Source organism: Stenotrophomonas rhizophila (assembly GCF_020857975.1).
In the GTDB taxonomy this organism is placed as follows: Bacteria; Pseudomonadota; Gammaproteobacteria; order Xanthomonadales; family Xanthomonadaceae; genus Stenotrophomonas; species Stenotrophomonas rhizophila_C.
This window is the reverse complement of record NZ_JACWUO010000010.1, coordinates 1-23,883: the sequence shown is the minus strand read 5'-3', so window position 1 is coordinate 23,883 and position 23,883 is coordinate 1. Positions and strand designations below refer to the sequence as shown.

Annotated in this window: 25 protein-coding genes; 11 read left to right on the top strand and 14 right to left on the bottom strand. The window is 67.3% G+C overall.

Translation table 11 applies throughout. The annotated features are described in order from the left end of the window. The first annotated feature begins 141 nt into the window (after nucleotides 1-141). From IC535_RS11225 to IC535_RS11215, 3 genes are all read left to right on the top strand, one after another. Nucleotides 142-2,112, top strand: coding sequence for an OPT family oligopeptide transporter (locus tag IC535_RS11225; RefSeq protein ID WP_228886281.1), 1,971 nt, complete (start codon nucleotides 142-144; stop codon nucleotides 2,110-2,112). Between the two features lie 411 nt (nucleotides 2,113-2,523). Further along, the gene (locus tag IC535_RS11220) at nucleotides 2,524-4,587 is read left to right on the top strand and encodes an alpha/beta hydrolase family protein (protein ID WP_228886282.1); all 2,064 of its coding nucleotides are present in this window, start codon (nucleotides 2,524-2,526) and stop codon (nucleotides 4,585-4,587) included. Nucleotides 4,588-4,723: 136 nt separating this feature from the next. Continuing rightward, the gene (locus IC535_RS11215; protein WP_228886283.1) at nucleotides 4,724-5,965 is read left to right on the top strand and encodes a DUF819 domain-containing protein; all 1,242 of its coding nucleotides are present in this window, start codon (nucleotides 4,724-4,726) and stop codon (nucleotides 5,963-5,965) included. A gap of 1,050 nt (nucleotides 5,966-7,015) precedes the next feature. Here the strand turns inward: IC535_RS11215 and IC535_RS11210 are convergent. The 5 genes from IC535_RS11210 to IC535_RS11190 are packed head-to-tail and all read right to left on the bottom strand — an operon-like array spanning nucleotide 7,016 to nucleotide 10,051. Continuing rightward, complete coding sequence (locus IC535_RS11210) at nucleotides 7,016-7,501, bottom strand: hypothetical protein (protein WP_228886284.1); 486 nt, start codon at nucleotides 7,499-7,501, stop codon at nucleotides 7,016-7,018. Nucleotides 7,502-7,547: 46 nt separating this feature from the next. After that, the gene (gene minE / locus IC535_RS11205) at nucleotides 7,548-7,808 is read right to left on the bottom strand and encodes a cell division topological specificity factor MinE (protein WP_228886285.1); all 261 of its coding nucleotides are present in this window, start codon (nucleotides 7,806-7,808) and stop codon (nucleotides 7,548-7,550) included. A gap of 2 nt (nucleotides 7,809-7,810) precedes the next feature. After that, the gene (gene minD, locus IC535_RS11200) at nucleotides 7,811-8,620 is read right to left on the bottom strand and encodes a septum site-determining protein MinD (protein WP_228886286.1); all 810 of its coding nucleotides are present in this window, start codon (nucleotides 8,618-8,620) and stop codon (nucleotides 7,811-7,813) included. A 41-nt stretch (nucleotides 8,621-8,661) separates the two neighbouring features. Next, the gene (minC, locus tag IC535_RS11195) at nucleotides 8,662-9,441 is read right to left on the bottom strand and encodes a septum site-determining protein MinC (protein ID WP_228886287.1); all 780 of its coding nucleotides are present in this window, start codon (nucleotides 9,439-9,441) and stop codon (nucleotides 8,662-8,664) included. A 13-nt stretch (nucleotides 9,442-9,454) separates the two neighbouring features. Beyond that, nucleotides 9,455-10,051, bottom strand: coding sequence for a GNAT family N-acetyltransferase (locus IC535_RS11190; RefSeq protein ID WP_228886288.1), 597 nt, complete (start codon nucleotides 10,049-10,051; stop codon nucleotides 9,455-9,457). Nucleotides 10,052-10,190: 139 nt separating this feature from the next. Between IC535_RS11190 and IC535_RS11185 the strand changes: the two genes are divergently transcribed. From IC535_RS11185 to IC535_RS11160, 6 genes are all read left to right on the top strand, one after another. Continuing rightward, nucleotides 10,191-11,375, top strand: coding sequence for a sensor histidine kinase (locus IC535_RS11185; RefSeq protein ID WP_228886289.1), 1,185 nt, complete (start codon nucleotides 10,191-10,193; stop codon nucleotides 11,373-11,375). Between the two features lie 12 nt (nucleotides 11,376-11,387). After that, entirely contained in the window at nucleotides 11,388-12,029 is a 642-nt protein-coding gene (locus IC535_RS11180) for a response regulator (protein ID WP_228886290.1), read from the top strand. After that, nucleotides 12,029-12,286, top strand: a complete 258-nt coding sequence (locus IC535_RS11175; protein WP_228886291.1) for a hypothetical protein — start codon at nucleotides 12,029-12,031, stop codon at nucleotides 12,284-12,286. Before IC535_RS11180 ends, IC535_RS11175 begins: the two co-directional genes overlap by 1 nt. Before the next feature lie 56 nt (nucleotides 12,287-12,342). Continuing rightward, the gene (locus tag IC535_RS11170) at nucleotides 12,343-13,422 is read left to right on the top strand and encodes an SRPBCC family protein (protein ID WP_228886292.1); all 1,080 of its coding nucleotides are present in this window, start codon (nucleotides 12,343-12,345) and stop codon (nucleotides 13,420-13,422) included. Between the two features lie 326 nt (nucleotides 13,423-13,748). After that, entirely contained in the window at nucleotides 13,749-14,120 is a 372-nt protein-coding gene (locus IC535_RS11165; protein WP_228886293.1) for a DUF423 domain-containing protein, read from the top strand. A 1-nt stretch (nucleotide 14,121) separates the two neighbouring features. Then, a complete protein-coding gene (locus IC535_RS11160) occupies nucleotides 14,122-14,796 on the top strand; it encodes a DNA-3-methyladenine glycosylase family protein (protein ID WP_228886294.1) in 675 nt (224 codons plus the stop codon). A 12-nt stretch (nucleotides 14,797-14,808) separates the two neighbouring features. Here the strand turns inward: IC535_RS11160 and IC535_RS11155 are convergent, their stop codons facing one another. From IC535_RS11155 to IC535_RS11130, 6 genes are read right to left on the bottom strand one after another with little or no spacing between them, the layout of a single operon-like run. Continuing rightward, nucleotides 14,809-15,336 (bottom strand): hypothetical protein, encoded by a 528-nt coding sequence (locus IC535_RS11155; RefSeq protein WP_228886295.1) that lies wholly within the window; start codon nucleotides 15,334-15,336, stop codon nucleotides 14,809-14,811. Between the two features lie 26 nt (nucleotides 15,337-15,362). Continuing rightward, a complete protein-coding gene (locus IC535_RS11150; RefSeq protein ID WP_228886296.1) occupies nucleotides 15,363-16,172 on the bottom strand; it encodes a M15 family metallopeptidase in 810 nt (269 codons plus the stop codon). Nucleotides 16,173-16,181: 9 nt separating this feature from the next. Beyond that, nucleotides 16,182-16,736 (bottom strand): PH domain-containing protein, encoded by a 555-nt coding sequence (locus IC535_RS11145; RefSeq protein WP_228886297.1) that lies wholly within the window; start codon nucleotides 16,734-16,736, stop codon nucleotides 16,182-16,184. A 1-nt stretch (nucleotide 16,737) separates the two neighbouring features. After that, nucleotides 16,738-16,914 (bottom strand): DUF4177 domain-containing protein, encoded by a 177-nt coding sequence (locus IC535_RS11140; protein WP_228886298.1) that lies wholly within the window; start codon nucleotides 16,912-16,914, stop codon nucleotides 16,738-16,740. Continuing rightward, nucleotides 16,911-17,090 carry an Arc family DNA binding domain-containing protein gene (locus IC535_RS11135; RefSeq protein ID WP_228886299.1) on the bottom strand — a complete coding sequence of 60 codons (180 nt, stop codon included), beginning with the start codon at nucleotides 17,088-17,090 and terminating at the stop codon, nucleotides 16,911-16,913. Before IC535_RS11135 ends, IC535_RS11140 begins: the two co-directional genes overlap by 4 nt. Nucleotides 17,091-17,094: 4 nt before the next feature. Continuing rightward, nucleotides 17,095-17,964: an SPFH domain-containing protein gene (locus IC535_RS11130; RefSeq protein ID WP_228886300.1), complete on the bottom strand. Its 870-nt coding sequence runs from the start codon at nucleotides 17,962-17,964 to the stop codon at nucleotides 17,095-17,097. Between the two features lie 325 nt (nucleotides 17,965-18,289). On the opposite strand from IC535_RS11130, the gene purT reads away from it, so the two are divergent. Then, nucleotides 18,290-19,474, top strand: coding sequence for a formate-dependent phosphoribosylglycinamide formyltransferase (gene purT / locus IC535_RS11125; RefSeq protein ID WP_228886301.1), 1,185 nt, complete (start codon nucleotides 18,290-18,292; stop codon nucleotides 19,472-19,474). Nucleotides 19,475-19,584: 110 nt separating this feature from the next. Here purT and IC535_RS11120 read toward each other — a convergent pair whose 3' ends face one another. Then, complete coding sequence (locus IC535_RS11120) at nucleotides 19,585-20,790, bottom strand: endonuclease/exonuclease/phosphatase family protein (protein WP_228886302.1); 1,206 nt, start codon at nucleotides 20,788-20,790, stop codon at nucleotides 19,585-19,587. A 37-nt stretch (nucleotides 20,791-20,827) separates the two neighbouring features. Further along, entirely contained in the window at nucleotides 20,828-21,583 is a 756-nt protein-coding gene (locus IC535_RS11115) for an arginyltransferase (protein ID WP_228886303.1), read from the bottom strand. A 155-nt stretch (nucleotides 21,584-21,738) separates the two neighbouring features. Between IC535_RS11115 and IC535_RS11110 the strand changes: the two genes are divergently transcribed. Beyond that, on the top strand, nucleotides 21,739-22,320 hold the full coding sequence (locus IC535_RS11110; RefSeq protein WP_228886304.1) for an EF-hand domain-containing protein: 582 nt from the start codon (nucleotides 21,739-21,741) through the stop codon (nucleotides 22,318-22,320). Between the two features lie 53 nt (nucleotides 22,321-22,373). On the opposite strand, the gene IC535_RS11105 is transcribed toward IC535_RS11110, so the two are convergent. Next, on the bottom strand, nucleotides 22,374-23,579 hold the full coding sequence (locus IC535_RS11105; RefSeq protein WP_228886305.1) for an RNA polymerase sigma factor: 1,206 nt from the start codon (nucleotides 23,577-23,579) through the stop codon (nucleotides 22,374-22,376). Nucleotides 23,580-23,883 lie beyond the last annotated feature (304 nt).

Here is a 23,883-nt window from a genome sequence, read left to right as displayed (position 1 = left end):
GGCCGTGGCTTTGCCGACTGCGGCGGTTGATGATTCCAGCGGGCGCCATGCCGTGCTGCCGGCCAATCGCCGGTACAAGCGCTGGACTTGCCAAGACATGAACGCTAGCGTGCAAGGGATTTTTTGCCAGCAGGGGCTTCCATGAACAACGACGCTGCGCCCAAGCAGCTTACCTTCCGCGCGGTGGTGCTTGCCATCGTGCTGGCGGTGATTCTGTCCGCCGCCAACGCCTACCTGGGTCTGTTCGCAGGCCTGACCATCGCCACCGCCATTCCCGCCGCGGTGATTTCCATGGGTGTGCTGCGCCTGCTGGGCGGTGGCACCATCCTTGAAAACAACATCGTCCAGACCGGCGCCTCGGCCGGCTCGTCGATCGCCGCCGGGGTGATCTTCACCATCCCCGCGCTGGTGATCATGGGCTACTGGCCGGACTTCAAGTACTGGTGGGTGCTGGGCATCGCCGGCCTGGGCGGCCTGCTCGGGGTACTGTTCTCGGTGCCGCTGCGGCGCTCGATGATCGTCGAAGACCCGCTGCCCTTCCCGGAAGGCAAGGCGGCCGCCGAAGTGCTCAAGGCCGGTGAAAACCCCGGCCCGGGCCTGAAGATCCTCGCCGTATCGGCGGTGATCGGCGCCTTCGTGAAGGTGGCCGCGGCCAGCGGCATGCGCCTGATTCCCGATGCCTGGGCACAGTCGGCCTATATCGGCAGTTCCAAGATCACCGCCTTCATCGGCACCAACCTGTCGCCGGCGCTGCTCGGCGTGGGCTATATCGTCGGCCTCAACGTCGGCATCGTGGTGGTGTCCGGCTCCATCCTGTCCTGGCATATCGCCATTCCGCTGTACCAGGCCTTCTTCATGGACACCGACCCGGCGCTGGCCGCCTTGATCGCCACCGCGTCCTCGACCGATGCGGCCTTTGCGATCTGGAGCGCCAAGATGCGCTACCTGGGCGTGGGCGCGATGCTGATCGGCGGCGTCTGGACCCTGATCTCGCTGCGCAAATCGCTGCTCAGCGGGGTCAAGAGCGGCTTTGCCGCCGCGCGCAAGAGCGGCGGCCCGGCCGTGGCCGAAACCGAGCGCGACCTGCCGATGAAGTGGATGCTGGTGGCGCTGGTGGTGTTCACCCTGCCGCTGCTGGCGCTGTACCAGGGCATCGTCGGCCAGTGGCACGTGTCGATCCCGATGACCCTGATCATGATCGTCGCCGGCTTCCTGTTCGTGTCGGTGTCGGCCTACCTGGCCGGCCTGATCGGTTCGTCCAACAACCCGGTGTCGGGCATCACCATCTCCACCATCCTGTTTGCCTCGGCGGTGCTGGTGCTGCTGCTGGGCAAGAGCGGGCTGACCCCGGTCGGCGTCGGTGGCGCGCCGTTGGGCGCAGTGGCCGCGATCATGATCGGCGCGGTGGTGTGCTGTGCCGCCGCGGTCGGTGGCGACAACCTGCAGGACCTCAAGGCCGGCTACATCGTCGGCGCCACGCCGTGGAAACAGCAGCTGATGCTGGGCATCGGCGCGTTCTCGTGCGCGCTGATCATGGCCCCGGTGCTGAACCTGCTGGCCACCGCCTACGGCATCGGTGCCCCCACCGCCGCCCATCCCAACGCGCTGGCCGCACCGCAGGCCAACCTGATGGCATCGGTGGCCAAGGGCCTGTTCGGCGGGCAGCTGCCGTGGACCTTCATCGCCATCGGCGCCGGCATCGGTGCGCTGATCATCGCCCTGGACGGTTGGCTGAAGTCGCGCAACGCACGCTTCCGCGTGCCGGTGCTGGCCGCGGCGATCGGCATCTACCTGCCGCTGGAACTGATGGTGCCGATCTTCCTCGGTGGCCTGATTTCCTACCTGGTCGAGCGTTTCCACAAGGTGCGTGCCGAAGACGAGGAAGGCCGCGACCGCGTGCACAAGCCGGGCGTGCTGTTCGCCGCCGGCCTGATCACCGGCGAGGCGCTGATGGGTATCGCCATTGCGGTGCCGATCGTGCTCAGCGGCCGTGCCGACGTGCTGGCCCTGCCGTTCGCCCTGCCCGGTGCGGACTGGATCGGCCTGGCCGTGCTGTTCGTGGTGGGCTGGCTGATCTACCGCACCGGCAAGAGGTCGGGCGGCAAGGTCTAGGCGAGGGGAGGGGAAGCTGTTGCGGATTCCGCAACAGCCCCACGTTCTGCTGGGCATAACGCGGGCCCCTCTGACCATCACCCACAACCTCGGCGGCTGTCGCCGCGCCCCCCTTACTCAAGGGGGGCTCTGCCTGCGTTAGGGGCGTGGCCTGGATGCAGCGGTTTCCTGTCCGGCTTGCGCAGATTCGGGCCGGTGGATGCCGGTGACGGGCGTGGCGCGGGGATTCGATGTCCATTGCCGACGCGGGCGGCGGCAACGTGCCTGCGGGCGCTGCGGCCGCAGGCCGGGCATGCCGCAAAAGCCGGCGCGCGCTGTGCAAATGCACAACCGGCACCCATGACCCATGGCGTTTGCGCCGCCCTCCGTGCGGCCCTACCATCGGCGCTTTGCCGTCCCGCGGAGAACCCGATGAAACTTCGTTACGCCCTGCTGCCGTTGTGCCTGCTGACCGCGTTGCCGTCGCTGGCCGCCACGCGTGGCCTGGATGTGCGCGACATGGTCGCGCTGGATCGGGTTTCGGCCCCGTTGCTGACCGTCGACGGCGGCACCGTGGTGTTCGCCAAGCGCGTGGCCGGTGCCGAGGGCAAGACCAGCACCGGCCTGTTCATCCGCAACCTGCGTACCCGCGACGCCGCCCCGCCCAAGCCGCTCACCCCGGCCGGCTGGAACGTCAACTCGGCCGCGCTGTCCGCCGATGGCGGCACGGTGTATTTCCTCAGTGCCAAGGGCGGCAGCCAGCAGCTGTACGCGCTGCCGATCGGTGGCGGCAACCCGCGCCAGCTCACCGATTTCCCGGTCGATGTGGACAGCTTCCGGGTCTCCCCGCAGGGCGACCGGGTGGTCTTCAGCAGCGGCGTGTTCCAGGCCTGCGGTTCGGACCTGGCCTGCACCAGCAAGAAGCTGGACGCGCACAAGGCGCGCAAGAACACCGGCGAGGTGTTCGACAGCATGTTCGTGCGCCATTGGGATACCTGGAACGATGGCCGCCGCAACACCTTGTTCGTGGCCCCGCTGCCGGCGGCCAAGGCCGCCGCAGTGAAGGGCGCCTCGGCGATCAGCGCCACCCTGGACGGCGATGCGCCGTCCAAGCCGTTCGGCGGCAATGATGACTTCGCCTGGGCACCGGACGGCAGGAGCGTGGTGGCCAGCATCCGCGTGGCCGGCAAGCAGGAGCCGTGGTCGACCAACTTCGACCTGTACCGCCTGGATGCCGATGGCAAGCAGGCGCCGGTCAACCTGACCGCGTCCAACCCGGCCTGGGATGCCGGCCCGGTGTTCAGCGCCGATGGCAAGACCTTGTACTACCGCGCGATGAAGCGCCCCGGTTTCGAAGCCGACCGCTTCGCGGTGATGGCGCTGGACCTGGCCACCGGCAAGGCGCGCGAGATCGCGCCGGGCTGGGACCGCTCGGCCGGTGAAATCGTGCTGGCCGACGATGGCGGCAGCTTCTACACCGGCGCCGACGACCTGGGCGAGCACCGCCTGTTCAACATCGATTTCGCCACCGGCAAGGCCACCGTCGTCGCCGAAGGCGGCAGCATCGGCTCGCCGGTGGTTGCCGGCGGCACCCTGGCCTATACGAAGAACAGCCTGAAGAGCGGCGACCAGATCATCGTCGCCGGCACCGACGGCAGCAGCCCGCGCGAAATCACCCCGAGCGCGGCGCAGATGCTGCCCGACGTGGCCTTCGGCGATTATGAGCAGTTCCAGTTCAAGGGCTGGAACAACGACACCGTGCACGGCTATGTGGTCAAGCCGTACAACTACCAGGAAGGCAAGACCTACCCGGTGGCGTTCCTGATCCACGGTGGTCCGCAGGGCAGCTTCGGCAACGGCTGGAGCTACCGCTGGAACCCGCAGACCTATGCCGGCCAGGGCTATGCGGTGGTGATGATCGACTTCCACGGTTCCACCGGCTACGGCCAGGACTTCACCGATGCGATCAGCCAGCACTGGGGCGACCGCCCTCTGGAAGACCTGCAGAAGGGCTGGGCCGCCGCGCAGAAGCAGTACCCGTTCCTCAACGGCGACAAGGCGTGCGCGCTGGGCGCCAGCTACGGCGGCTTCATGGTCAACTGGATCGCAGGCAACTGGAACCAGCCGTGGAAGTGCCTGGTCAACCATGACGGCGTGTTCGACCAGCGCATGATGGGTTATGCCACCGAAGAGCTGTGGTTCACCGAGTGGGAGCAGGGCGGTACGCCGTACCAGAAGGCGGCCAACTACGAGAAGTTCAACCCGGTCAACCACGTGGCCGACTGGAAGAAGCCGATCCTGATCATCCACGGCCAGCTGGATTACCGCATCCCGGTCGAACAGGGCCTGGCTGCGTTCACTGCCGCCCAGCGTCAGGGCATCGAGTCCAAATTCCTGTACTTCCCGGACGAGAACCACTGGGTGCTCAAGCCGCAGAACAGCGTGCAGTGGCACGACACCGTCAACGGCTGGCTGAAGCAGCACATCGGCGAATAAGCCCGATTGAAGCGCCGCCCCTGGGGGCGGCGCTTTGCCATCGGTGCTGCCGGCGCATGGCTGGCGGTTGTATCGCGTGTCCCACATCCATGAGGTTGCCGGCCAGCGGCCGGCACTACGCAGGCATTCCATACCCGTGAAAGCACCCCCTCTGATCCAGAACGACATCGTCGTCTTCGGCCTGATCGCCGCCACCCTCGGTGCGGTGTTCTGGACCGCCTCGCGCCAGCAGGGCCCGTGGAAACAGTTTTATGCCATCGTGCCGGCATTGTTGCTGTGCTACCTGATTCCGGGCATCTACAACACGGTCGGGCTGATCGACGGGCAGAACACGCGCCTGTACAACCCGGTGGCGCGCGACATCCTGCTGCCGGCCGCGCTGGTGCTGCTCACCCTGGCGGTGGACATCAAGGGCATCCTGCGGCTGGGGCCGAAACTGATCGTGATGTACCTGGGCGCGTCCTTCAGCATCATGCTGGGCGCGGTGGTGGCGTTCCAGCTGATGAAGTGGCTGCACCCGGCCACCGTGGCCGGCGATACCTGGGCGGGCATGGCTGCGCTGGCCGGCAGCTGGATCGGCGGTGGCGCCAACATGCTGGCGATGCGCGAGGTGTTCGATGTCAACGCGACCACGTTCGGCCAGTTCGCGGTGATCGATGTGGGCGTGGGCTATGTGTGGATGGCCGCGCTGATCTTCCTGGCCGGCAGCGCGGCCAGGATCGATGCGCGCAGCGGCGCCGATACCTCCGGCATCGACGCGCTCAAGGCACGCATCGAGAAGTTCCAGAGCGAGCATGAGCGGGTGGCCAGCCTGACCGACCTGATGCTGATCGTGGCGGTGGCCTTCGGTACGGTGGGTCTGGCGCATGCGATTGCCGGGCCGGTCTCGGCGTGGTTCAAGGGGCATGTCTCCTGGGCGTCGCAGTTCAGTCTGGATGCGCCGTTCGTGTGGGTGGTGGTGATTTCAACGACCTGTGGCCTGGGCCTGAGCTTCACCCGTGCACGCAACCTGGAAGGGGCGGGGGCGTCGAAGCTGGGCTCGCTGCTGCTGTACTTCCTGATCGCCTGCATCGGCATGCAGATGGACCTGCTGGCGCTGCTGGACCGTCCGTGGCTGTTCCTGCTGGGCATCATCTGGATCGCGGTGCACATCGGCCTGTTGCTGGCATTGGCGATGGTATTGAAGGTGCCGTTCTTCTATTTCGCGATCGGTTCGCAGTCCAACATCGGCGGCCCGGCCTCTGCCCCGGTGGTGGCCGCGGCGTTCCACCCGTCATTGGCCCCGGTCGGGGTGCTGCTGGGCACGATGGGGTATGCGACCGGGACGTATCTGGCCTACATCGTCGGGATTACGCTGCGGGCCATGGCCGGCGGCTGACGTCTGGTGTTGGCCGGCGTCAGCCGTAGAGACATGCCGTGCGTGTGATGCTGGAGGGTGTTAAAGCGTTAAAGCGTTAAAGCGTTAAAGCTTAAAGCGTTAGCTGTTGACCGTCTGCGCGCGGGGGCGCGGGGTGGGAGGGGGTAGCGGGGCACGCGTGAACCCATCCATGGGGCTTATCGCAGCATCCATGCTGCTCAAAGCCCCGCTACCCCCTCCCACCCCGCGCCCCCAGACGGTTCAGCGTTGGCGGAAAGGAAATCAACGGCGGTCCGCGATGGGTGCAGGGTCATCTCTACCGACGTACAGCGGCGGGTTCCAGGCGCTCTTGATCTTCCATCCGCCGAGGAAAATGTCGACAGGGTCCGGCCAGGGCCTAACCGTGCCGATCAGTGGTATTGGCAGTCGTCTGGGGACCGAACCTACCAATTGCCAATCGCAGGTCATCATTCAATGCGAGTAGGGGGGCTGACCGGCTTTTACAGGCTCTTGATCCTCTACCCGTCGAGGAAAATGTCGGCAGGGCGAGGAAGGGGTAGGCCCTGGCCGGACTTTGAGCAGCATGGATGCTGCGATAAGCCCCATGGGTGAGGGCGCATTGCTTGCGAGGCACTGCCTCGCATGCGTCCGAACGCACAGCCGCCAGCGGCTGGGCCGGGCCGCGGAGCGGGGTTCACGCGTGTCCGGCCAGGGCCTACCCCTTCCTCGCCCACACGCGGAACCAAGGCAGCCGCCGCTCTACGCGCAGACCCGACGTTGCAAATGGTGGTGCAATGTTGGTGGCGCATGATCATGATCAAAACAGCGTTTCTTCGGCGAGGCGCAATGCGTCACCGTGCCGATCATTGGTATCGGCAGTCGTCTGGGGACCGACCCTACCAATCGCCCATCGCCATTGACCGCGCGCGGCTTTACGCGCCAAGAAGTCCGCGCTCGCTCAGCCAGGCTTTGGCATCTTCGGCATCCTGCTCGAACCGCGCCGAGTGAACCTTCAGGCGCCTGCATGGTGGGAGCGTCGCCACGCGCCCAGATCATTCCGCGCACGCGGCTTTACGCGGGAAGGAGTCCGCGTTCGACCAACCAGGCACGCGCGTCTTCTGCATCTTGCTCGAACCAGGCTTTAGTCGACCCCAGCCGATACGTATACCCCCACGTATCCATGTCGGCCATCAACCGATCACTGCCCACGCCCGGCAACTGCCCGGCCAGCACGATCTGCAGGTAGCAGGTGGCGTCTTCTTCGGGGACCGAATCGGTTGCGTCGGTGTGCACCAGCGCACGCCGCTCCGGCGGCAGCACGATCAGGTGGCAGGCCTCATGCAGCATCGAATGCACCGGCGTGTCGTCGCGCACGTACACATCGCTGCCGATGATCCCCGCCTCCGGCTCGCCCCAGTAGCTGCCCGGAATCGGCGCAGCATCATCCACCCGGTGCAGGCGCAGATCATGCGCCGCCAGCAGGGCCTGGGCATCCTCGAACTGGATATCGCCGACGCAGGTCACCTGACCATCGGCTGTGGCAACCTCGGTGTTCATGGCATCACTTCAACCGCCCCTTCCGCGCGGGAAGGGGCGACATGGCTCAGGGCTGCTGCGGGCCTTCGGGCAACGCGACGGAAATATCGAGCACATCGTGCTCGCCGTCCTTGACCAGGTCCACCCGCACTGCATCGGCATCGATGTTGACGTACTTCTTGATCACTTCCAGCAATTCGCGCTGCAGCAGCGGCAGGTAATCCGGCCCACCGCGGTGGCTGCGTTCCTGCGCGATGATGATCTGCAGGCGGTTCTTGGCCGTTTCGGCAGTGGTCTTCTTTCGGTTCAGGAAATCGAACAGTCCCATGCTTACCCTCCGAACAGCTTGCTGAAGAAGCCTTTCTTCTCCACGGTGGTGAAGCGCATCGGACGCTCTTCGCCAAGGATGCGGCCAACCGCATCTTCGTATGCCTGGCCCGCCGCCGATTCGGGGTCCAGAATCACCGGTTCACCCTTGTTGGACGCATTGAGCACATCGCCCGACTCGGGCACCACGCCAATGGCCTTCAGGCCCAGCACCTCTTCCACATCGGTGATGCTCAGCATCTCCCCGCTTTCCACCCGGACCGGGCTGTAGCGGGTCAGCAGCAGGAAGGCGGGCACGTTCTTGCCCGACTCGGCCTTGTGCGTCTTGGAATCCAGCAGGCCGATGATCCGGTCCGAATCGCGTACCGAGGACACTTCCGGATTGACCACCACCACCGCGCGGTCGGCGTAGTACATCGCCAGGAACGCACCCTTTTCGATGCCGGCCGGCGAATCGCAGATGATGTACTCGAAACCGTCCGCGGCAAGGTCGTCCAGCACCTTGCGCACGCCTTCCTGGGTCAGTGCGTCCTTGTCGCGGGTCTGCGAGGCGGCCAGCACGTACAGATTGTCGAAGCGCTTGTCCTTGATCAGCGACTGCTTGAGCGTGGCCTCGCCGTGCACGACATTGACGAAGTCGTACACCACGCGCCGCTCGCAGCCCATGATCAGGTCCAGGTTGCGCAGGCCGACGTCGAAGTCGATCACGGCCACCTTCTTGCCACGACGCGCCAACCCGCAGGCCAGGCTGGCGCTGCTGGTGGTCTTGCCGACGCCGCCCTTGCCGGAAGTGACTACGATGATTTCAGCCAAAGGACTTCTCCTGATTTTCTTGTTTGGGTGCTGGTGCTGGATCAGTCCAGCGCCGCGATCTTGATCTGGTCCTGCTCCAGCCATACCTGCACGGCCTTGCCGCGCAGGTTGTCCGGAACATCGTCCAGTACCTTGTAATGGCCGGCAATGGCGACCAGTTCAGCATGGAAATCACGGCAGAAGATCCGCGCCGTGGTGTTGCCTTGGGCACCTGCCAGGGCGCGGCCCCGCAGCGTACCGTAAATGTGGATGCTGCCATCGGCGATCACTTCGGCGCCGGCCCCGACCGTGGCCATCACCGTCAGGTCGCAGTTTTCCGCGTAGAGCTGCTGCCCCGAGCGCACGTTGCTGGTCTGCATGCGGCCCGGCGCGGGCGCCGCAGCCGCAGTGGCCGGCACCGCCGCTGCCGGCGCGGCAGCGCGGGGGCGCCGTGCCGGTTCCGGCGCCGGGGCGGGCGCCGGTGGCGGTGCTGCCGCCGCTTCCAGGTCGGCGCGCTCGTACTGGGCGCGGAACTTGGCCAGCAGCGGCAGGCCGAGCTGCTGGGACAGCCGTTCGGTCTCGGTGGTGCCATAGGCCAGCGCCACCGGCAGTACGCCGGCACTGCGCAGGCCGTCCAGCAGCGCCTGGGCGGTGGCCGCATCGGGGATCTGGCTGAGCCCGCCGAAATCCAGGATCACCGCCGCCCGCCCGAACAGCTTGGGCGCGCGTGCCACGCGGTCGTGCATTTCCCGGGTCAGGCGCTCCACGTCCAGCGTGCGGATGCGCAGGTTGGCGATACCGACCTGGCCGATCTTCAGTTCACCGGCCTGTTCAAAATCCATGTTTGCCGCCACCTCAGGTCCCCGTCGGTCGATGCGCGCGCAGTGGCTCGCGGCGATGGCCCACCCATGGCACATCCGGCAACTGGTCGCCGTAGGTGTCGTGCACCCACTGGTAACTGCACAGGTCCTTGAGCAGCATGCTGGCGCGCACGTCGACGTGGGCCATGGTGTTCTGCCCGACCTCGCGGAAGCCGAAGCTGCCATGGAACAGCAGCGCCGCGTCGGCACCATGGTCCAGGAACACCTCGCAGGTCATCTGCGGGTAGCGCAGTTCGGCATAGCTCTGCGCATCGGCATAGAACGCGCGGCCGACGCCGCCGCCACGACGGCGGCTGGCGACCACGATGCGGTCGATGTAGAAGAATTTGCTGTCCAGCTGCTGCTGGAACCAGGCGAAGTTGCTGCTGTCGTGCTGGCTGTCGCTGCCGAAGCCGATCAAAAAGCCGGCCAGGTTGCCGTCGCGCTCGGCGACGCGGAAATACTCGGCGGTTTCATAGAACAGGCGCAGGCGGGCGGCATCCAGTGGCAGGATGGCCAGGCCGGCGTTGTTGTTCAGGACCAGGACGGAATCGAGCTCGTGCTCGCGCACGTCGCGGATGACAATCGACATTGTGACTCCGTGGGGTAACGCGGTTGGCCCACCTTGGGGCCCTGCGTCCGATTATTGCATGGGTGGCGGGCAGGGGGGGAGCCGGGGCCCATGACTTATGCCCGGGTGCAGGGGCGCAGGTTCAGCCTAAGATGCACCCATGTTGGGATACCTCAGTCAAACCCGGGTGCTGCGACTGGCCGGCCTGTTCACTTGGGTCATGGTCGGCCTGCCCGTGGTGTATTCGCAGTACGAATCGCTGCTGCGGCACCGCGGCGACGGCGTGGACAGCTGGGCGGTCTGGCTGTTCACCGCCTACCTGGCGTTCGGTGCCTGCTACTTCTGGCTGACCCGCGGCCTGCGCAATGGCGGCCATTCGGCCTGGTACGACCGGGTAGTGCTGCTGCTGCTGACCACCTCGGCGCTGGGCGTGAGCTACCTGAGCGGCTCGGGCCTGGGCAGCATCCTGATGATGGTCGCCGCCGGGGTCATCCCCTGGATGCTGCAGGTGCGCGGCGGGGTGATCTGGCTGTTGCTCAGCCAGCTGGCGGTGCTGCCGGTCTACCATCTGATCCTGAACATGCCGCTGTTCGAGGCGGTGATGCAGTCGCTGCTGTATGGCGGCTTCTCCATGTTCATCTTCGTGACCAGCCTGGTCGCCCGCCAGCAGACCGACGCACGCGAAGAACAGCGCCGGCTCAACACCGAACTGCGCGCCACCCGCGTGCTGCTGGCCGAAAGCGCCCGGGTCAACGAGCGCACCCGCATCTCGCGCGAGCTGCACGACCTGCTCGGCCACCACCTGACCGCGTTGAGCCTGAACCTGGAAGTGGCCGGCCACCTCACCGAGGGCCAGGCCCAGGAACACGTGCACCAGGCCCATACCCTGGCCAAGCTGCTGCTCACCGACGTGCGCGAGGCGGTCAGCCAGCTGCGCGACAGCGGCGCCATCGACCTGGCTGCCGCGCTGCGCCCGCTGACCGAGCAGGTGCCCTCGCTGGATATCCACCTGGACATCGAAGAGCCGCTGAACGTGGAAGACCCCGAGCGCGCCCATGTGCTGCTGCGCTGCACCCAGGAAATCATCACCAACGCGGTGCGCCACGCCAACGCCCGCAACCTGTGGATCCAGGTGCGGCGCCAGGCGCCGGGCGAAGTGGTGATCATGGCGCATGATGACGGGGTGGGCGCCGACGGTATCGTGGTCGGCAACGGCCTGCGCGGCATGCGCGAGCGCCTGTACCAGTGTGGTGGGCAGTTGCAGATTGAAACCCGCCGGGGAGAAGGCTTCCGCCTTCGCGCCTCGGTTTCCGGCGTGCCAGTGCTGATGCTGGACACCCTCTAAAGGAGTGCGTTGATGATTCGCGTCTGCCTGGTCGACGACCAAACCCTGGTGCGGCAGGGAATCCGCTCGCTGCTGGCACTCGATGATGGCATCGAAGTGGTGGCCGAAGCGGCCGATGGGCGCCAGGCGGTGGAGCTGGTCCCGCAGATCCGCCCGGACGTGGTGCTGATGGACATGCGCATGCCGGTGATGTCCGGGCTGGAGGCGCTGCAGATGCTGTCGCGGCTGGGCCAGCTGCCGCCGACCATCATCCTGACCACCTTCGACGACGACCAGCTGGTGCTGGCCGGGCTCAAGGCCGGCGCCAAGGGCTACCTGCTCAAGGACGTGACCCTGGACCAGCTGGTGGGCGCGATCCGCACCGTGGCCGATGGCGGCTCGCTGGTGCAGCCGGCGGTGACCCAGCGGCTGCTGTCCGGGCTGGAGCACATGCGCAACGAGTTCGTCAGCCTGGACCGGCCCGACCCGCTGACCGACCGGGAGACCGAAATCCTGCGGCTGATGGCCAGCGGCTTCTCCAACAAGGAGATCGCCAACTCGCTGGGCGTGGCCGAGGGCACGATCAAGAACCACGTGTCCAACATCCTGTCCAAGCTCGGCGTGCGCGACCGCACCCGCGCGGTGTTGAAGGCGTTCGAGCTGCAGCTGGTGTGATGCGCATCCAGGCCACCGGGCAGGCCGTGCCGGTGGTCCGGATGAGAATCCTGAATAATGGCCGGAACCCTTGTGCGGCAAGGGTTGCGCGGTGCCGGCAGGGCGCGGCGGCCGAATCCGGCAAAGAAATATTGCCCATCCGCTACGTGCTGACACGCGTGATGCGCTATCTTTCCGCTCCTTGTCTATGCAAAACCGCTGCCGGCATGGAAACCGGTGCGCCAATCCTGATCAACAATACCCGCGAAGCCTGCTAGGATTGGCGCTTCGCTTCAATCAACCCGGCCGTGGGATCGGCCCCGGAGACTCCTGAATGACCCGTATTATCGAGTTCCTGATCGCCTTGGGGATCGTGGCTGGCCTGTTCGTCATCATTGGCGTATGTCTGCCGGGCGAGCGCCATATTTCTGAAAGCATCGAGACCAACCGCAAGATGACGATCGTGTTCGACACGGTCAACAGCCTGCGCCGCTTCAAGGACTGGAACCCGCTTGTACTGCGCGATCCTGCCGTTGAACTGAAGCTGTCCGGCCCGGCCTCCGGTGTGGGTGCCCGCCTGGACTACACCTCCAAGGACAGTTCCCTGGGCCAGGGTAGCTGGGAGATCACCGCGTCCGAGCAGAACAAGCTGGTGGCCGTCGCCATCGACGACGTCTCCAAGGGCCACGACAAGAAGACCAGCTTCACCCTCGAGCCGACCGGCAAGGGTGGCCGCAACGTCAAGATCACCCAGGACTACAGCGTCAAGTACGGCTTCAACCTGTTCGGCCGTTACGCGGGCCTGTACGTCAGCCGTCACATCGGTGACGACCTGAAGCTGGGTCTGTCGCGCCTGGCCAACATGCTGGCCACCGTGCCGAACATCGACTACCGCACCGCCGAAGCCCCGCTGACCGATCTGGCCATCGTGGACGTCCCGGCCGAAGACCTGCTGGTGGTGACCGCCGGCAACGTCGATCGCGGCCAGGAGACCATCACCAAGTCGATCCGGGACAACCAGGAGTGGATCAAGCGCGTGATGGAGGCCAACAACCTCGAAGCCGCCGGTCCGTTCCGCATCATCACCACCGATTTCGGTGCCGAGAAGTACGCCTTCGACGTGGCCCAGCCGGTCAAGAAGAAGGGTGCTGAAGCGGCTTCGGCCGAGGCCCTGACGGTGAAGATCGATGCCGGCGCCCCGGTCAAGTACGTGCATGTCGCCCCGCACCGTTCGGCGCATGCGGCCTACACCGGCCACATGGCCGGCCTGGACATCGCCCGCAACGCGCTGCGTGCCTGGTCGGTGACCAACGGCAACGAAGTGATCGACCGTCCGTACGAATCCTGGAAGGACGGCGTGGACAAGTCGTTCACTCCGGAAGGCACCTACGACATCTACTGGGCCGTCAAGTAAGCCGACGGTTGCAGCGATGCAACGCAGGACCAGAAAACGCGCCGCTCATGCGGCGCGTTTTTTTTGTCCTGCGCCGATTGCGCGGACGGTAGTGCCGGCCGCTGGCCGGCTCCCCAGGAACCCATGATCGGCAAACGCCGCGCTCGGCCTGGTTCATGAGGTTGCCGGCCAGCGGCCGGCACTACCCGCTCCGGCGCTACCCGGACTGACCGGCCGATGGCCGTCGATCACGTACGAGGGGAGGCGCGCCGGCCGCAGTTGCAGTACGCTCGCGCTGGAACTTCTGCCGCTCCGCCTGCGGGGCTCTGTCCGCGAAGGATGCAACCATGCTCCACCTGGAACGACGCGCACGTAAACCTTCCCTGCTGGCTTGCCTGGGCGCGCTGCTGGCCGCCGCCGCGGTCGGCCTGTCGGCGTACGCCTCGCACGGCATCGCCGACCCGCTGGCGCAGTCGCACGTCAACACCGCCGCGCTGTATGCGTTCGGCCATGGCGTGGCGCTGGCCGTGCTCGGCCCCGGCCAGCACAACCGCGTCGGCAAGCTGGCGCTGTATATCCTGCTGCTGGGCACGTTGCTGTTCGCCGGCAGCCTGGTGGCCGGCGCCCTGTGGCAGCTGCGCACCGGGCTGGCCCCGGTTGGCGGCACCGCGCTGATGGCCGCTTGGCTGGTCTACGGCCTGAACGCACTGCGGCGCTGACATGCCGCGCTTCCGCCGTGGGTTCGATGTGCAGCAGGCGCACGACTGGCTGGGCCGGCGCGACCGCCGGCTGGGCACCTGGATGAAGCGGCTGGGCCCGATCGAGGCGCCGCCGGGCTGGGGCAAATCGTTCGACCCGGTCGACGCGCTGGCCCGCGCCATCCTGTTCCAGCAACTCAGTGGCAAGGCCGCCTCGACCATCGTCGGCCGGGTCGAAGCAGCGATCGGCAGCAACCGCCTGCACACCGATACCCTGGGCCGCATCGACGATGCCACGCTGCGCAGCTGCGGGGTATCGGGCAACAAGGCCCTGGCCCTGCGCGACCTGGCCCGGCGCGAGGCGGCCGGTGAGATCCCCGACCTGCGCCGGATGTCGGTGATGGAGCACGACGCCATCATCGACGCGCTGGTGCCGATCCGCGGCATCGGCCGCTGGACCGTGGAAATGATGCTGATGTTCCGCCTGGGCCGCCCGGACATCCTGCCGATCGACGACCTGGGCATCCGCAAGGGCGCCCAGCGCGTGGACAAGGCCGAGGTCATGCCCACCCCGAAGGAACTGCAGGCACGCGGCGAGAAATGGGGCCCTTACCGCACCTATGCCAGTCTGTACCTGTGGCGGATCGCCGATTTCAGCGTGGTGGCCAAAGAGAAGACCAACCGCTCGCAGGAGTGAACGGTATGCAGCTCACTCCGCCGCCGGCGGCTTCGGTGCGAATGCCGGATCATCGCTCAGTCGGGGGCGCGTCGGCTGATGCAGTGCCCGTGCGATGTAACGGTGGGCGCTGAATGTTTCCATGGTGCCCCGAATCATCACGAACACCATGATGATCGTCATGAACAGTCCGGCAGACACCGGGCGCTGGCCGGTGACGAGCATCAGCGTCTGGCCGAGCAGGTAGTAACCGAACAGCAGGCAGGCCATTGCCCGACTGCGCCTGCGTACGCCCCAGGCGCCGCCCAGATAGAGGACGACGTCCAGCAGCAGTCCGGCGGCCAACACCATCCTTGGCAGCGACGGCGCGTATGGGTTGTGATTTTTCAGCAGCGGCAACAGCGTAAACAGCATGCTCGCCAGTGAGATGGCTGCCAGAACCAGTGCCGAGATCCACATGATCGTGATCGGACGGGTAATCTCCGCGGGCAGCTTGACCCGTTCGGCAGGGGACGGTGCGACCGGTGCGCTGCTGGCCTGGTAAGGACTGGAATCTTCCATGATTGCGGATCCTGTTGGGTAGTGGCTCAGTCGCCGGCGGGCTGCCAGCACCAGTGCCATGGTTCGTAGACGATCCCGTGCGGGTTGCCGCGAGGGTAGCTCAACTGGAAGCCGAGCCGCGCTGCATTGCCTTGCAGCCACGCAAACGCCGCAGTGTGCTCGAAGCTCTCTTCGGCCGGCGGCCCGCCGGGCGTGCCGATATCCAGCGCGAAGCCGCTGTGGTGTTCGCTGTAACCGGGCGCGGCATTGACCGTGAGGATGTCGGCAATGGCCAGTCCACGCGCCCGCTTGCGCTCGAAAATACCCAGCTGGTAGGCATGGCTGCGGTAGCCGGAGATCGCATCCAGCGCCACCCCGTCGGCGGCGGCGGCCAGCTGCAGGCGCTGCCAGCCGCGGGCGGCGCCGGCGCGCAGCCACAGCGGGCGGCGGTAGCGGTCGAAGCCGGCCAGCTGCAGCTGCGCCGGTTCTGCTTCCAGCGCCAGGCCGGTCGCGCCTGCATAGGCCTCTGCATCGATACCCAGCTGCAGCAGCCGTTGCTGCAGGCCGCTGAGCGGCAGCAGGGCCTCGCCCGGCACGCCACGGCCGTGCGCGGTTGCCTGCTGGTCCAGCGCGTCCAGCGCCGCTGCGATGCCGTCCTCGCGCATCAGCCGCGGCACCAGCGGCAGCAGGTCGTGGACGGTGGCCACGGCCAGGTAGCGCCCATCGCGCTTGCGCCGCAGCACCCACTGCGCCCGGGCCAGCGCACGCGCGTCGGCGTTGCTGCGCGCACGCAGCAGGCCGCCGGGCCATAGTTCGATGTCGGCGGTGTTGATCAGCAGGACAGGGGTGCGGCGCATCGGTGCAGCTTAGTGGTTGCGGCCGGACGCGGCCAGCGCCTGCAGCGCCTCCAGCAGCTGGCGCGGCTGTTGCGGGCTGATCACCAGCACGCTGCCGTCGCGCAGCGGCAGGTACAGCACCCGGCTGGGGTCGGTGACCAGGCAGAACGCCTTGCGCCGGTCGCGCATGCGGAAATGCCCGGACTGGAAGCCGGGCACGGCATAGCCGTTGGTCTTGACCAGCGGCTTGAGGCTGCCGTGTTCGGCCAGGTCCACCACCCGCGCCTGCTCCAGCTGCAGGGCGTCCAGCGCGACCTGTTTGCGGTAGAACGTGGACACCACCTCCAGCGTGTTGCCCTGCAGGCGGATGCGGCGGCGGAAGTAGGCCCCGCTCACCACCACGGTGACCAGCAGCAGGAACGGCAGGGTGAAGCCAAGTTCGTGCGCGGTGCGCTGCGACGATTGCAGGGTGGTGGCCACCACCAGCGCCGCACAGCCCAGCATCGGCACCCACAACCACAGCAGGCGCCAGATCGAGGCGGGGGCTACCGCGAAGTCGCGCTCGACAGCGCTTGCTACGGCCATCTCAGGCCTCCTTCTTGAAGATCAGCACTGCTACGCCGATCGGCCGGGTCTGCAGCACGTTCATCGGGTCCCAGCCGAGCTGGCCATGGCGATCGAGTTCGGTCTGCATGTCTTCAGGCTTCAATCCCATCCAGGACGGCTTCACCTCGACGGTCCGATAGCTCCAGCGTTTGCTCATTGCTTGCTCTCCTTGCCTGGGGTGGCTTTGGGCAGGCGCCCGGCCTTGCGCAGCGCATCGCGCAGCAGATACTCGATCTGCGCGTTGCCGCTGCGCAGCTCGTCGTCGGCCCAGCGCTGCACGGCCGCGAGGATCTGCGCGTTGATGCGTAGCGGATAGGCTTTCTTCTCGCTCATGGGATCAGTACAACGAGCCTGCGTTGATCACCGGCTGGGTGCCGCGGTCCGAGCACAGCACGGTAAGCAGGTTGCTGACCATCTGCGCCTTGCGCTCCTCGTCCAGCTGCACCACGCCGTTCTTCTGCAGTTCGGTCAGGGCCATTTCGACCATCCCGACCGCACCGGCCACGATCCGCGTGCGCGCGGCGATCACCGCATTGGCCTGCTGGCGCTGCAGCATCGCCTGGGCGATTTCCGGCGCATAGGCCAGGTGGCTGATGCGCGCGTCGATCACCTGCACGCCGGCATCGGCCAGGCGTTCGGCCAGTTCGTCCTTGAGGTGCTGGGAGATTTCGGCGGCGTGGCTGCGCAGCGACAGCTGGCCGTCCTCGTGCTGGTCGTAGGGGTAGCTGGTGGCCATCGCACGCAGCGCCGATTCGGACTGGATGTGCACGAAGCTCTCGTAGTCGTCCACGTTGTAGACCGCCTCGGAGGCGTCCACCACCTGCCAGACGATCACCGCGGCGATCTCGATCGGGCTGCCGTCCAGTTCGTTGACCTTGAGCTTGCCGCTTTCGAAGTTGCGCACGCGCTGGCTGATCGTCTTCTTGGCGAAGAACGGGTTGTTCCAGCGCAGGCCGTTGTCCTTGACCGTGCCCATGTACTTGCCGAACAAACTGATGACGGCCACCTGGTTGGGCTGCACGGTGTACAGGCCGGTCAGGCTGAGCAGGGCCAGCACGGCCAGGGCCACGCCGCCCAGCATCATCGGTGGGGCCACCGGCAAGGCCCTGGCCCCGGCGAAGAACAGCCAGGCCGCCAGCCCGAGCAGGACCAGCACCAGCAGCAGGAAGGGCAGGCCGGACAGAGAGTGGAGCGGCTTTTCTTTCATGGCGGGCGTCCTTGGGTGGGTTCTGGCGAAGATATCAAAGTGATATCAACATTCAAGCCGCGCCGCAGCAACCCGGCCCCGAACGCGGCTGGCCGCAACAGCGCCGAAGCACGCACCAATGAGGGTAGCAACTGTCTTGTCAGATCCACGCCATGCGTGGAAACCGCGCGCCAGCGCGGCACAAGCCCCCGAAGCCCGCATCCCGCCCGCACCCGCCGCCCCGGCCAACGTTCACCCCCTACCGAAGCGGCGGCCGTACCGCCCGCGCCCAACGCCAGCCCAAAGCCCTAAAATGGCCCACCCATCCCTGTTGCCCGGATCCGCCATGACCACGCTCGGCACGCCGCTGTCTCCCTCCGCCACCCGCGTCCTGCTGCTGGGCTCGGGCGAACTGGGCAAAGAGGTCGCCATCGAGCTGCAGCGGCTGGGCGTGGAGGTGATTGCCGCCGACCGCTACGCCGATGCCCCGGCGATGCAGGTCGCACACCGCGCGCATGTGATCGACATGCTCGATGCGATGGCCCTGCGCGCGCTGATCGCGCAGGAGCAGCCGCACCTGGTGGTGCCGGAGATCGAGGCGATCCACACCGAAACCCTGGTCCAGCTGGAACAGGAAACCGGCCTGCGCGTGGTGCCCACCGCACGCGCGGCGCGGCTGACCATGGACCGTGAAGGCATCCGCCGGCTGGCCGCCGAGACCCTGGGCCTGCCGACCTCGCCGTACCGTTTCGTCGATACCGAAGCGGAGTACCGCGCCGCGGTGGCCGCGATCGGCCTGCCGTGCGTGGTCAAGCCGGTGATGTCGTCCTCGGGCAAGGGCCAGAGCACCCTGCGCAGCGAAGCGGAGATCGGCCCGGCCTGGGAGTATGCGCAGACCGGTGGCCGTGCCGGCGCCGGCCGCTGCATCGTCGAGGGTTTCATCGACTTCGACTACGAGATCACCCTGCTGACCGTGCGGCATGCCGCCGGCACCTCGTTCTGCGCGCCGATCGGGCATTGGCAGAAGGACGGCGACTACCGCGAGAGCTGGCAGCCGCAACCGATGTCGCCGCGCGCGCTGGCCCGCGCCGAAGAAATCTCGCAGGCGATCACCGACGACCTCGGCGGCTGGGGGCTGTTCGGCGTGGAGCTGTTCGTGAAGGGCGACCAGGTGTGGTTCAGCGAAGTCTCGCCGCGCCCGCACGATACCGGCCTGGTCACCCTGGCCTCGCAGGAACTGAGCGAATTCGCGCTGCATGCGCGCGCCATCCTGGGGCTGCCGATTCCGCTGATCCGCCAGAACGGCCCGTCGGCCTCGTGCGCGATGCTGGCCCACGGCGAAGGCGTGCCGTTCTTCAGCAACGTGGCCGGGGCGCTGGTGCACCCCGATTCGGCGTTGCGCCTGTTCGGCAAACCCAGCGTGCACGGCCATCGCCGGGTGGGCGTGACCCTGGCGCGTGGCGAGGACATCGACACCGCGCGGAAAATCGCGCGCGAGGCCGCCGAAGCGATCGGGATCGAACTGCGCTGACCGAGCATGCGACGACCAACGGTCGTCGCCTACCGCGGTATGTAAAAACGGGGACGGGTGTAGTTAATTCGCCAGAATTAACTACACCCGTCCCCGTTTTTTTCCTGCTGTCAACGCACGTCCACCCATACCAGGTGGTGGTCGCTGCCATCGGCGATCTTCGCTTCCGGGCTGTTGTTGTCCGGCCAGAACACGCCGCTGCCGACGAAGCTGAAGCCCACCGACGGCAGCACGTAATCCAGGCGCATGGTGCCGGACTTGGGGCCGAAATCGCCGGTGGCATGGAACGGCGCGCCGCGCCGCACGATGCCCTTTTCGGCGTAGGCCAGGCTGGTCTGTTCGGCACCCACGCTGCGCGGGGTGGGGTAGCGCAGCACGCGCGGGTGCTCGATCAACTCGACGATGGCATCGTGGCGGCCATCGCCATCGACCGGATCGTTGTTGAGGTCGCCCAGGATCACGAAGCGTGCCTGCTGGGCCAGCCCGCCGCAGTGGCCGCGGTCGTCGCACAGCCACGGCTTGTCGCCGGCCGACAGGTATTCCCGCCACAGCCGCAGTTCGTCGTGGTTGCGCGCCGCGTTGCGCTTTTCCGGGCCGTCGAACACCGGCGGGGTCGGGTGCGAAACCAGCGCATGCACCACGCCGCCGGGCGTGGTTACCGGCACGTCCCAATGCGACTTGGACGACAACCGCAGCTGCGACCACACCTGGTCGGTGTGGAACGGGTTGCCGGTGCCCGGGTCGATCGGCCGCAGCGCGCCGGGCATCGCGTTCCACTTCAGCAGCTGGAAGCTGCGCACCTTCGCGGCATCGATCGGGTAGCGCGACAGCACCAGCATGCCGTACTGGCCCGGGTGCAGCCCATAGCCCCAGGCATCGTTGCCGCGCGCGCGGCCGTCGCCGCCGATTTCACCGTTGTTGTCCAGGTCCAGCCCGCTCGGCACGCCGGTGTTGACCGGGGCCAGGTAGCGGTAGGCGTAGTGCAATGGTTCGCCGCCGCCGGGCTGGGCGGTTTCCAGGTAGCGCTGCTGGAACAGGTCGGCGGCGCGATGCGCATCGTCGTAGTCGAACTCGTTGAGCAGCACCAGGTCCGGGCGGACCTGCTGCAGCACCGCGGCGATCTTGCGCGCGTGCGCGCTGTCGCCTTCCAGCTCGGCGATCAGGCCGCCGGTCTCGTCGCTGTACAGCGAGGTGTTGTAGGTGGCGATCCGCAGCGGCGCGGCAGGGGCTTCCGGCATGGCGGCGGTCTTGGCGGGGGTCTGGGCGCAGGCGCTGCACAGCAGGGCCAGGGCGAGGAGCAGGGAATGGGCTTTCATGCGCCTATTCTGCACCCTAGCCGGTGTCAGCGATGCGTCAGCGGCCGTCCAGGTCGTCGTCGAATTCGTGCCAGCGGCGGCCGTCGTAGGCTTCCAGTGGGCGGAAGCGGCGCTTGTAGTCCATCTTGCGATGGTCGCGGATCCAGTAACCCAGGTACAGGTGCGGCAGCTGCTCGCGCCGGGCCCAGGCGATCTGCTGCAGGATGGCGAAGGTACCCAGGCCGCGCGGCGCGTGGTCGGGGTCGAAGAAGGTGTACACCGCCGACAGCCCCTGCGCGGTGACGTCGGTCACCGCCACGCCCAGCAGCTCGCCACGCTGGCCGGCCCGGCCAGGTGCGCGCAGTTCCATGAAGCGGCCCTGCGACCATTGCCCGATCAGGAACTGGTCGAATTCGTGCGGGCCATGTTCGTCCATGCCGCCCTGGGCATGGCGGTGGGTCAGGTAGCGGTGGTACAGCGCGAACTGTTCTTCGGTCTGCTCGGCGGCCACGATCCGTACTTCCAGGTCGGCGTTGCGTGCCAGGCAGCGGCGCTGGCTGCGGTCCGGGGCGAAGCGTGCCACCGGGACGCGCACCGACACGCACGCATGGCAGTTGGCGCAGTGTGGCCGGTAGACCAGGTCGCCGGAGCGGCGGAAGCCCCAGCTCAGTGCCATCGGGTAGAGCGTGCCCAGGCGGGTATCGCTGGGGTCGAGCACCAGGTCGCGCGCGGCCCGGTCCGGCCAGTAGCCACAGGGGTGGTCGCCGGTCTGGAACAGTCGCAGCTCGTCGTCGCGGTCGCCGTGTATCGCCATGCCCACAGCATAGCGCCGGGGTGTCGCAGGCGGAGCGACTGTCTGCCACATGAACATGGCCGGGGCCGGGGTCAACCCGGCCGGCGCCCAGGCGTTGTTACCGCTGTGGGTGCCGAGGCACCGCACGCCGCTTTCCCCCTCTACCGGAGCAACCCATGCGCAACCGCAAATCCCTTCTGCTGCTGGCCCTGCTGCTGTCCACCGGCGCCGCCGGCCTGGCGGTGGCCGCCGACACTCCCGCCGCCGCCGACAAGCCGGCCCGCGGCAAACTCGACACCAATGGCGATGGCTTCATCGACCGCACCGAAGCGGCCAAGGCGCCGCGCCTGGCCGCGCAGTTCGATGCGCTGGACGCCAACAAGGACGGCAAGCTTTCGCGCGATGAACTGCCGCGCTGGCACGGCAAGCGTCACGGGCGTGGCCCGGGCGGCCACGGCGATTGGATGGCCAGGCTGGATACCGACAAGGACGGCCGCATCAGCCGTGAAGAGGCCAAGGCCGAGCCGCGCCTGACCGCGCATTTTGACCAGAAGGACGTCAACAAGGACGGCTACCTGGACAAGGCCGACCGCCAGCTGCGTTCGCAGCAGCACCGTGATGCTTGGTTCAGCGCTGCCGATACCAACAAGGATGGCCAGCTCAGCAAGGCCGAGTTCGATGCGGCCAAGGGCCCGTTCGCCGGCGCGCGCGGCGAGCGCCACGGTGGCAAGCCGCCGATGCCGCCGGCCGCCAAGTAAGCCTTCATTGCAGTACGCCGCGGGCGCCGGTCATCGACCGGCGCCCGCCTGGTTTACAGCCGGCCGCTGCGCACCAGGCTGTACAGCACCATGCCGGCCACCGCCAGGGTGACCAGCACGATCGCCGCGCGGCCATACATCAGCTGGTATTTCCAGTTCGGCCCGCGCCGGCCATGCCGCGCCGCATCGCGCGCCAGCATCGGCGCCATCACCTTCTGCAGCGGCACCAGGCACTGGTAGTTGACCGCGCCCATGCCCAGTGCCATCGCGGCCAACAGCATCCACACCGGTGCCTGCAGCATGCTCAGCATCAGCACCGACACGCACATCGCCATCGCGGTGACGCTGCTGAGTACCACGAACTGGCGGATCTGCTCGCGCTCGCCCGGGCTTTCGGCGTACGACAACAGGTAGCGCCCGCCCAGGTAACTGCCGAGCATGCCGCCGGCCAGGCCACCGATGACCGCGCCCAGGCTCATCAACTGCCCCGGCACGGCGTTCTGGCTGAGCGCGGCACTGAGCGAACCCAGGGCGGTACCGCCGGACAGGGTGGCGCCGCCCAGGCCGAGCTTGCCGGTGCCCAGCCCGGTGCCCAGCAGGATCGCGGCACTGGCGGTGCCCGGTGCGGCGATCATCAGCATCGATGCCACGGTGGTGGCGAAGGCGGCGCTGGGCGCACTGCTGCGCGCGAATTCGCCGAAACGGCGCAGCATCTCCTCGCGCACGCTGGCCCGGGCGCGCGACAGCCGCTTGCGCACCGCCGCATCGCTCAGCCCGAGCAGGCCGGCCACCTGCTGCGAGCTCTGGCCTTCGCGGTAGTACAGCAGCAGCGTTTCGCGGCTGTCTGCGGGCAGGGCGGAAATGATCTCTTCGGCGGCCAGTTCTTCCTCCACCCGCTGCCAATGCTCCGGTGCGCTCGGGCCGGGGTCGGCGGCCATGCTGATGGCGATCTCGGCCGCTTCGCCGGACAGCGGCCGGCCGCGGTTGGCGCGCAGCCAGTCGCGGGCCAGGTTGCGGGTGATCTGGCGCAGCCAGGGCAGGAAACTGGACGGGCTGTGCAGCTGGTTGAGCTGCTGCCAGGCCTTGATGAAGGCTTCCTGGGCGATGTCCTCGCTGGCCTGCAGGTCGCGGGTGATCGCCAGCGCGATCGCGGTCACGGTGTTCTGGCAGGCCAGTACGATCCGGCCATAGGACTGCTGGCAGCCGCTGGCGGCGGCCGGCAGTTCGCGTTCCAGGGTGGTGCTCAGCAGCGGCGTCATGGTGTCCGTCCCGAGGGTGATCCGAGTATGACGGCGGCCGCGGCGGAATGTGACCGCGCCGGTGTTGATCGGCACAGGTCATGCGTTCGCCGTGCCGGTCGGCGGCACCGGTGGGGTCGCTCCCAGGACGACTGCACGTGGTGCTTCCCGGCCAGTGGTGGGCATGAGCCTGGCCGGGGGGAGGGCGCGTCTGCTTCGGTGCAGGTCATGCGTTCGCTGCGCCGATTGGCGGTATCGGCAGTCGTTTGGGAACCGACCCTACCAGCGGCCCCCGGGCAATGCTCGGTAGGGTCGCTCCCCGGAC